The sequence below is a fragment of the uncultured Nisaea sp. genome (genome assembly GCF_963974195.1).
In the GTDB taxonomy this organism is placed as follows: Bacteria; Pseudomonadota; Alphaproteobacteria; order Thalassobaculales; family Thalassobaculaceae; genus Nisaea.
Window position 1 is genome coordinate 1 of record NZ_CAXBDC010000139.1, and the last position, 9,322, is coordinate 9,322.

At 62.1% G+C, this 9,322-nt stretch carries 10 protein-coding genes; 4 read left to right on the forward strand and 6 right to left on the reverse strand.

The window, feature by feature from the left end:
• Positions 1-624, forward strand: a 624-nt coding sequence (locus AAC126_RS20335; RefSeq protein WP_339856963.1) for a PAS domain-containing protein, incomplete at its 5' end; no start/stop codon positions are given.
• A gap of 12 nt (positions 625-636) precedes the next feature.
• Here the strand turns inward: AAC126_RS20335 and AAC126_RS20340 are convergent.
• On the reverse strand, positions 637-1,119 hold the full coding sequence (locus AAC126_RS20340) for a MarR family transcriptional regulator (RefSeq protein WP_339856965.1): 483 nt from the start codon (positions 1,117-1,119) through the stop codon (positions 637-639).
• Between the two features lie 113 nt (positions 1,120-1,232).
• Here AAC126_RS20340 and hmgA point away from each other — a divergent pair, with 113 nt between their 5' ends.
• Genes hmgA through AAC126_RS20355 form a run of 3 tightly spaced genes read left to right on the forward strand, consistent with a single transcriptional unit; the run spans position 1,233 to position 4,823 of the window.
• On the forward strand, positions 1,233-2,591 hold the full coding sequence (gene hmgA / locus AAC126_RS20345) for a homogentisate 1,2-dioxygenase (protein WP_339856967.1): 1,359 nt from the start codon (positions 1,233-1,235) through the stop codon (positions 2,589-2,591).
• Position 2,592: 1 nt separating this feature from the next.
• A complete protein-coding gene (gene fahA / locus AAC126_RS20350; RefSeq protein ID WP_339856970.1) occupies positions 2,593-3,846 on the forward strand; it encodes a fumarylacetoacetase in 1,254 nt (417 codons plus the stop codon).
• 26 nt (positions 3,847-3,872) lie between these two features.
• On the forward strand, positions 3,873-4,823 hold the full coding sequence (locus AAC126_RS20355; protein ID WP_339856973.1) for an MBL fold metallo-hydrolase: 951 nt from the start codon (positions 3,873-3,875) through the stop codon (positions 4,821-4,823).
• Between the two features lie 52 nt (positions 4,824-4,875).
• Here AAC126_RS20355 and AAC126_RS20360 read toward each other — a convergent pair whose 3' ends face one another.
• The 5 genes from AAC126_RS20360 to AAC126_RS20380 all read right to left on the reverse strand — a co-directional run.
• Entirely contained in the window at positions 4,876-5,673 is a 798-nt protein-coding gene (locus tag AAC126_RS20360; RefSeq protein ID WP_339856976.1) for a phosphodiesterase, read from the reverse strand.
• Positions 5,674-5,786: 113 nt separating this feature from the next.
• Complete coding sequence (locus AAC126_RS20365; protein WP_339856979.1) at positions 5,787-7,025, reverse strand: ABC transporter substrate-binding protein; 1,239 nt, start codon at positions 7,023-7,025, stop codon at positions 5,787-5,789.
• A 149-nt stretch (positions 7,026-7,174) separates the two neighbouring features.
• Positions 7,175-8,071, reverse strand: coding sequence for a carbohydrate ABC transporter permease (locus tag AAC126_RS20370; RefSeq protein ID WP_339856982.1), 897 nt, complete (start codon positions 8,069-8,071; stop codon positions 7,175-7,177).
• On the reverse strand, positions 8,068-9,057 hold the full coding sequence (locus tag AAC126_RS20375) for a sugar ABC transporter permease (protein ID WP_339856985.1): 990 nt from the start codon (positions 9,055-9,057) through the stop codon (positions 8,068-8,070). Before AAC126_RS20375 ends, AAC126_RS20370 begins: the two co-directional genes overlap by 4 nt.
• A 1-nt stretch (position 9,058) precedes the next feature.
• Positions 9,059-9,322: TOBE domain-containing protein (locus AAC126_RS20380; protein ID WP_339856987.1), on the reverse strand; the 264-nt coding region annotated here is incomplete at its 5' end.

The window sequence follows — 9,322 nt, forward strand, 5'->3', positions numbered from 1 at the left end:
CCGGCTGATTATGAGAGCGGATCATTGACAGGCGAATTTCAATCTGCCGCGAATTTGAAAGGTGCTCTGGTCGGGAACGACCTGAATGTAATCGATCAGTACTTTCTTAAATTCGGCGCGCGTAATCCGGTTGTCGCCTGGAGCCCGGAACACGATCAGCTTGAAGACAAGCGTCTGCAGCGCCTTTTGTCTTACTGGCGCGAAAAAGCAGACGGCCAGGATGCGGCTCCCATTGCGTCCATTGATCCCACGGACATGCGGTTCATCCTCGGCTATATCATGCTGCTGGACGTCATCGATGGCGGCTTCGATTTCCGCTACCGGCTTTACGGCACGATGATTTCCGAACGTTTCGGCAGAGATGTCACCGGCACGACAGTCCGTCAGTTCGGCGACAGGGAATATATCGTCAGCTTCTTCCTCGGCGCCTATCAGGCCGCCATGCAGCGGCGAGAACCTCTCCTGACAATTCACTATCCGAAGAACGCGTCGGAAACCACGAGCTGGACACGTCTCATTCTGCCGCTGAAAAACGGGCAGGACGAGATCGCGCGGCTCCTTGTCGGGCAGATCCCCGGCGAATGGCGCCCGAGGCCGCCCGGCACGGAAGCTCCCGCCTTCTGACGCTTGCGCCCGTCAGGGCGCCGGAAGCGCGCGGCGCGGCATATCCGGATTGTCATCCAGACGGCTGTGCAGCTTCTCGAAGATCCGCTCAAGAGCAGCGCGTTCCGCCTCATCGAGAACCGAGAGCAGATCCGCCTCGAAGCCGCTCGCCAGCGGCACGATCTGCCGGTAGACGGACCAGCCCTCGTCCGACAGGGTGATATCCAGCAGCCGGTTATCGGCCGCGTTACTGGCTTTCAGGACTAGCCCGGCCTCTTCCAGACGGCTGACCGCCCGGCTGACCTTCACCTTGTCCAGATTGACCCGGGCATGAATGTCCCGGACTGAGACCCGTTCCGACCGGGCGAGATGCGCGATCACCCGCCATTCGGCGATCGAGATGCCGAATTTCTCCGCATAGAGCACCGACATGGATTTGCTGACCCTGGCGGCGATGACCGCCAGCCTGTAGGGCAGGAAGCTGTCCAGATCGAGCAGGTCCTTGTGATCTTCCATCGACAATTGACAATCATTTCACTTGTAACGATCATGATAATCCTACGGCAGACAGGCCCCTAAAACCAATCAGAAAACGCGCCTCGCCAGACCCTGCCGCCGGGAGGATCGAGATGAACAAGGTTTCAGAACCAGCAGCCATGCATGGCAATCCGGTGACCGGAGCCAATACCGGCTATATGCCCGGCTTCGGCAACGATTTCGAGACCGAAGCACTGCCGGGGGCCCTGCCGCAAGGCCAGAACAGCCCGCAGAAATGCAATTACGGCCTCTATGCTGAACAGCTCTCGGGCAGCCCTTTCACCGCCCCGCGCGGCGAGAATGAGCGCAGCTGGCTCTACCGCATGCGCCCCTCGGTGAAGCATACCGGCCGCTTCGCGCGTATCGCCGTCGATGCCTGGAAAACCGCACCGCACCAGCCGGAACACGGCCTCGCCCTCGGCCAGTACCGCTGGAACCCGGTGCCCCTGCCGGAAGCGCCGACCGATTTTCTGCATGGCATCCACACCATGACCACCGCCGGCGATGTGAATACCCAGGCCGGCATGGCGACCCATGTCTATGCCTGCAATGCGGACATGGTGGATGACTATCTGATGAACGCCGATGCGGAGCTGCTGGTCGTCCCCCAGCTCGGCCGGATCGAGGTCTTCACGGAACTCGGCCGCATGGCGCTCGGCCCGCGCGAGATCGCCATCATCCCGCGCGGCATGATCTTCAAGGTGACGCTGCTGGACAAAGAAGCGCGCGGCTATATCTGCGAGAATTACGGCGCCAAGTTCACCCTGCCGGGGCGCGGCCCGATCGGCGCCAACTGCCTCGCCAATCCGCGTGACTTCAAGACACCCGTCGCGGCCTATGAGGAGAAGGAAACGCCCTGCCGGCTGATCGTCAAATGGTGCGGTACGTTCAACGTGACTGAGATCGGCCATTCGCCGCTGGACGTCGTGGCCTGGCACGGCAATTACGCGCCCTTCAAATACGATCTGACCACCTTCTCGCCGGTCGGCGCCATCCTGTTCGATCATCCGGACCCGTCGATCTTCACCGTGCTGACGGCCCCGTCGGAGACGCCGGGCACGGCCAATATAGACTTCGTCATCTTCCCCGAACGCTGGCTGGTCGCCGAACACAGCTTCCGGCCGCCCTGGTATCACCGGAACATCATGTCCGAATTCATGGGCAATATTTACGGCGCCTATGACGCCAAGCAGGAAGGCTTCGCACCCGGCGGCATGAGCCTGCACAATTGCATGCTGCCGCACGGACCGGACAGTCAGGCCTTCGAGGGTGCCTCCAATGTGGACCTGAAGCCGCACAAGCTGACGGAGACCATGGCTTTCATGTTCGAAACCCGGTTCCCGCAACACCTGACGGAATACGCTGCCAGCGAAGCGCCACTTCAGGACGATTACGCGGCCTGCTGGACGGGACTGGAAAAGAAATTCGACGGAACGCCGGGTATCAAGTGACATGACAAGCTGGCTCACCAGCGCCAACGCGCCGGATTGCGACTTCCCTCTTCAGAACCTGCCCTATGGGGTTTTCTCCCGGACCGGGGAGCAACCGCGTTGTGGTGTTGCCATCGGGGATCAGGTGCTGGACCTCGCGGCACTGGAGCGGGACGGGCTGGTTTCCACCGGCGGCGGACCGGTCTTCCCGGAGCCGGCGCTGAATGCCTTCATGGAACGGGGCCCGGAGATCTGGGCGAAAGTGCGCGCCCGGCTGATGGACCTGCTCCGCGACGGCGGTAACACAATCCTGAGGCAGAATGCGGATGCCTTTCTCATCCCGCTCTCGGATGTCACCCTGCACCTGCCGTTCAAGGTCAGCGAATACACCGATTTCTACGCGGGCAAGCAGCATGCCTTCAATGTCGGCACCATGTTCCGGGGGCCGGAAAACGCCCTGCCGCCGAACTGGCTGCATATCCCCATCGGCTATAACGGCCGGGCCTCTTCGGTTGTTGTCAGCGGCACCGATTTCCACCGCCCCAACGGTCAACTGAAGGCACCCGATGCGGACGCACCAGCATTCGGGCCGAGCCGCCGGCTCGATATCGAACTGGAAATGGGCGCCGTGGTCGGCACCGGAAACCCGATGGGCAAACCGGTGACGGTGGCCGAGGCGGACCGGATGATCTTCGGCTATGTCCTGCTGAACGACTGGTCGGCGCGGGACATCCAAGCGTGGGAATACCAGCCGCTCGGCCCGTTTCAAGGCAAAGCCTTCTGCACGACGATCTCGCCCTGGGTGGTGACACGGGCAGCGCTGGAGCCGTTTCGGACATCAACACCGGAGCGGGAAAAGCCGCTGCTGCCCTATCTCGCGGAACCCGGCCCGATGCTCTACGACATTGCGCTTGAGGTCGGCCTGACACCTGCCGGATCCGGCGAGGAAACGGTGCTGTCCCGAACCAACTACAGCACGATGTATTACTCCGCCGCCCAGCAGCTCGCCCATCACACAAGCAGCGGCTGCCCGATGCGGGCCGGCGACCTGCTCGGCTCCGGCACGATCTCTGGCGACACGCCGGACAGCTACGGCTCTCTGCTTGAGATGAGCTGGGGCGGCAAGACACCCATCACCCTGCCGGACGGCGCGACGCGCAGCTTTCTGAAGGATGGTGACCGGGTCACCCTGCGCGGCCATGCGGCGGGCGACGGCTACAGGATCGGATTTGGAGACTGCACGGGCACGGTGCTGCCCGCACTCAAACAAGACTAAAAAAAAACAAACGGGAGGAAGGCCAAATGGCCAAGCAATTCGCGTCAGCCGGCGACATGGCGGAAAAGAAGATCACCTTCAGCGAGATCGGCCGCGACATCTGGGCCTTCACCGCGGAGGGCGATCCGAACACCGGCGTCGTCATCGGCGACGACAGCGTGATGATCGTCGATGCCCAGGCCACCCCGCGCCTCGCCCACAAGGTGGTGGAGAAGATCCGCAGTGTGACGGATAAGCCGATCAAGTATGTCGTGCTCTCCCACTATCACGCCGTCCGCGTGCTCGGTGCGTCGGCCTATGGGGCGGAGCAGATCCTCGCTTCCGAAAAATGCCGTGCCATGGTGGCGGAGCGCGGCCAGGAAGACTGGGACAGCGAGTTCGGCCGCTTCCCGCGCCTGTTCCAGGGCCATGAATCGATCCCCGGCCTGACCTGGCCGACCATGACCTTCACCGACAAGATGACAGTCTATCTCGGCAAGCGCCGGGTCGACCTGATGCATCTCGGCCGCGCCCACACCGCCGGCGATATTGTCGCCTGGGTTCCGGACGAACGGGTCATGCTGACCGGCGATATCGTCGAATACAAGGCCGCCTGCTATTGCGGCGACGGTCATTTCAGCGACTGGAGCAACACGCTCGACGCCATCAAGAGCTACGATCCAACCGCCATCGCGCCGGGCCGGGGCGACGCACTGGTCGGCACGGAAATGGTCGATGCCGCGCTCGACTTCACCCGCGATTTCCTGCTGAACACCTACCGCCCGGCCGCTGCCGTTGCCGCCCGGGGCGGGTCACTGAAGGAAGCCTGGGATGCCGTCCGCGCCGCGTGCGATCCGAAATTCAGCGACGTGCCGATCTACGAGCATTGCCTGCCGTTCAACGTGACCCGCGCCTATGACGAGGCACTCGGCATGGACACGCCGCGGATCTGGACCGCCGAACGCGACCGGCAGATGTGGGAAGCCCTGCAGGGCTGAGGCGGCACCGTCATCACCGGCAACGCCAGCGATGACGGTCAGCAGTTCGTGATTAATCGTCGCCCGGGATGTATGGCTCGCCTTCGCCACCGGCGGAGCGGGCAAAGACAAAGACGCTCTCCGGCGTCGATTTGATGATCGAGAATTCCGGCGCTTCGTCCACGAAGCGGACATCCTCGACGCTGGTGAAATCCAGATAGACCTGATGGTTGAAGCCGCGCTGGAGATAGAACGGGATACCGCGCCAATGGCCCGAGATCGGCCGGTGCACATGGCCGAAAATCATCTGGTCCGGCTTGCGCTTCTGCAGCACTTCCCACAACGCATCACCGTCCAGCAGGCGGATTGCGTCCATGTGCGGGATGCCGAGATCGAAGGGCGGGTGATGGACGGCAAGGACGAAGGGCACGTCCGACGGCAGTGCGTCCAGCTCCTTGTCCAACCAGGCCAGACGGGTCTCGCACAGGCGGCCGGCATGATCGCCCGGAATATCGACCAGGCTGTCGAGGCAGACCACGTTGGCATCGCCGGTATCGATCGTGAACTGGATGAAACCACCGTCGATTTCCGGCGCATCCGGGAAAACCTCGCGGAACGGCGCCCGGCTGTCATGGTTGCCCATCATCAGATGCACCGGCATTTCCAGCGGTGCCAGCACCTCTTTCAGGGTCTCGTAGGCTGCCTTCTCGCCGTAATGCGCGAGATCGCCGGTGGCGAGCACGCAATCGACATCGCCATGATCGCGGCGGATCAGGGAAACGCCGTCGGCAAGGCGCTGTTTCGGGCTGGTTCCGTAGAGCGGCTTGTCACCGGGCACGAAGTGAAGGTCTGTGATCTGGATGAAGCTCATGACACCGTTTTCTTTCCGCCGGACGCATACCGGCGACATTTGTGATGTTGAACGCAGGTAACATCTCATAAGCCGATCCGGCAGGGTAATACCCTGCCGGATCGATGAAGGTTTTACTTCGGCAGCATATCGCCGACTTCGGCCACCAGATCGCTCTGCAGGGCCTTCATGTCGTCTTCCTCGCCGGTGACGATGCTCTCGATCCCGTCATAGAGCACCTGGGTGACGGCGAGGCCCTTGTCGCCCGGATAGGCGAGCCAGTCGCGCAGCAGGGGGAGCTGACGCACGGCGGTCTCCTTGTTCGGATTGTTCTTGTAGAAATCCTTCAGGATAACCTCGTTGGCGGCCTTGTTCGGCGGCATGTAACCGGTGGTCTCGGCCACGGCGGCGGCACCGATGCCGGAGGTGATGTATTTCAGGAAAGTCCAGGCAGCATGCAGCCGCTCCGGATCCTCCGAGGTGGAGACCAGCAGCGCGGCATTGCCGCCGGCGGGCAGGCCCTGCGGCTTGCCGTTGATGCCCGGGAATTCGGCTGTCTGCAGCACGAAGTCACCCTTGGAGCGCTCCACGGAACCGACAGCGGAAGTCGACCAGTACAGCATGGCGACATCGCCGGCGGAGAAGGCGGTCAGCGCTTCCTTGTAGTTCAGATTCGGCATCTCGCAGCCACGGAAGATCTTCTTCATGGTCTCGAGGCTGGTCAGACCGGCTTCGCCGTCGAAATTGACCTTGCCGTCCTTGATGATCGGCTCGCCCTGGTCCCACATCAGTGACTGCATGAACCAGTTACCGGTGATGTTCCAGCCCCAGAAGAGCGGAATTTTCGAGCCGTTTTCGCGCAGTGTGCTGCAGAGCGCGACAACTTCGTCCCAGGTCTTCGGCAGGGTCTCGATCCCGGCCTTCTTCATCAGGTCCATGTTGTAGTAGCCGACCGGCAGGGAGACCGCGAAGGGCAGGCCATAGACCTCGTTATTGAAGGTCGACAGTGTCAGCATCGCCTGATGGTAGCCATCAGTCTCGAAATTGGCTTCCTTGTCGATGAAGGGCTGCAGCGACTTGGCGATGCCTTTCTCGACCAGAACCGCCTGACGGTTCAGGCCCTGCATGGTGACGTCCGGAAGATTGCCGGAAACAGCCTCGCGCAGGATGGTGTTGGTGCCGTCCTCGTAATTCTCGTAGGTGGCGCGGAAATTTACCTCGATTTCCGGATGCTCCTTGCGGAACGTCTCCATGATCTTCTCGAAGGTGACATCGAAGCTCAGGCTGTAGGGATAGCCGACTTCGATCTCCACCGCGCTGGCCGGGGCGGCGTAGAAGGCCGCGGCGGCGGCCATTGCAATCAGACGTTTCATACCGTAACTCCTTACTGTTGCTGCGCGCGGCCGTGGCGTTCCAGATGCTTGCGGCCGCCCGCACTGCGTCCCCGTTTCCGGGGGATTGCGGCGGCCTCCATTGCCGTGGGGGCCGCCAATCTCTTTTCCCGTCACGCCATCCCGGCGCGTCACTTCATGCCGGTCAGCGTGATGCCTTCGATAAAGCGCTTCTGGGCCATCAGGAACGCGACGATCAGCGGCGCGACGATGATCGTCGCGGTTGCCATCATCGGCCCCCACATGGAGCCGTCCGCATCGCCCTTGAACTCGCGCAGACCAAGCGGCGGCGTATAGAGGCTGCGGTCCCCGGTGATCACCACGCGAGGCCAGAAATAGTCGTTCCAGTGCGCCACCACGGAGAAGATCGCGAAAGCCAGCAGAGCCGGGATCGCCGTCGGCAGCATCACCTTCCAGACAATCGAGAACTCGTTCATGCCGTCCATTCGGGCGGCATCGATCAGGTCATCCGGCACGGTTTTGAAGAATTGCCGCATCAGGAAGATCCCGAAGACCGAAATGGTCCAGGGCACGACAAGGGACGCGTAGCTGTTGGTCAGCCCGAGCTTGGCCAGCATGATGTAAAGCGGCAGGGCGATGGCATGGACCGGGATCAGCAGGCAGACCAGCACCATGGCAAAGACCGTGTCCCGCCCCCAAAACTTGAGCTTGGCCAACGCATACGCGCAGGGCAGCGCCACCAGCGCCTGGATCAGAAAGATCGAACCGGTGACGATCACCCCGTTCAGCAGGTAGCGCAGCAGCGGAGCCTTCTTGAAAGCCTGGCTGTAATTGTAGACCGCCGGGGTCGCGAGACATTCCTCGCGCGGGTTGCCGAGCTTGACGCAGACCTCGTCGACCATCTGCTCCTGGGCGCCGAAGAAGCCGCCCGTGTTGGTCTCGATCTCCCCCGGTGACTTCAGCGAATAGCTGACCATCACATAGAACGGCAGGATGACGATCAGCGCGCCGACGATCAGCACGGCATGTTTCAGCGCCTCGGAGAAAGGCGTGCCATGTCCGGTCATGAGTAATGCACCCTTTTTTCGACGAGCCAGCGTTGCAGGAAGGTGAGAATGAGGACGAAGGCGAGGAAGACGACGGTGATCGCGGCACCGATGCCGATCAGGTTGTGTTTGATCGCCTTTTCGTAGATCGCATACATCATCATGTAGGTGGATTTGGACGGGCCGCCCTGGGTGATCGCTTCCACCGTGTCGAACACCTGGAAGGAGCGGATCGTGGTGATGGTCAGGACGAAGACGGTGGTCGGCCCGAGCATCGGCCAGGTGACCAGACGGAAGCGGTCCCAGGCACTGTCGGCGCCGTCTATGGCCGCTGCCTGATACAGCTCGCGCGGCACGCCGGTCAGACCAGCCAGATACAGCACCATGTTGAAGCCGAACCCCTGCCAAACACCGATGAAGCAGACGGTCCAGATGGCATAGTCGCGATCCCCGAACCAGAGCGGGAAGCTGCGCTCGCACCCGGCCGCATACCAGTCCGACATCCGCTCAAGGAAGGTCCCGCAGCCGGATTCGAGGGTCTGGTTGACGATACCGACGGTCGGGTGCAGCGAGAATTCCCAGACAATGGCCATGGCCAGCAGGGCCGCCATTACAGGCAGGAAATAGACCGTCTTGTAGAAATCGCCGAAATGCTTCAGCGAGTTGATCAACAGCGCCGCGCCAAGCCCGAGACCGATAGAGAGCGGAACCACGACCAGCACATATGTCGCCGAGGCTGTCAGCATCTTCGTATAGGTCGAGCGGGAGAACATCTTCGCGTAATTCTCGATCCCGACCCACTCGAAGCCCGCATTACCGAGGCTGTAATCGGTAAAGGAGAGCATCGCCGCGATCAGCACCGGGGCGACCAGAATGATCAGCATCAAAAGGATCGCCGGGGCGACGAAAACGTACCCGGCAAGACTGGCGGGAGCGAGGGACCGGCGGCGGGCCGGACTGGCCGTGGCCGTAATGCTGCTGCTACTCGTTGCGACGTCGACTGCCATCTCAGGCCTCCGCGAACCGCAGGCGGCGATTATCCGCGCCGAAGGCCATCGCCTTGCCGGGTCGCGGCCGGACATGGATGTCCTGCCCAAGAGACACCTGTGCCGCCAGTTCCGGCGAGGCGCGGGCAATCACCCGCTGCCCGCCACCATTGACATGACCGTGCAGGAAATAATCGGAGCCGAGATTTTCCTTGTGGCTGACCCTGAACGGCCAGGCCTCCGCCCCCTCGCCCGAGGTCAGCACATCGAGATGCTCCGGACGGAC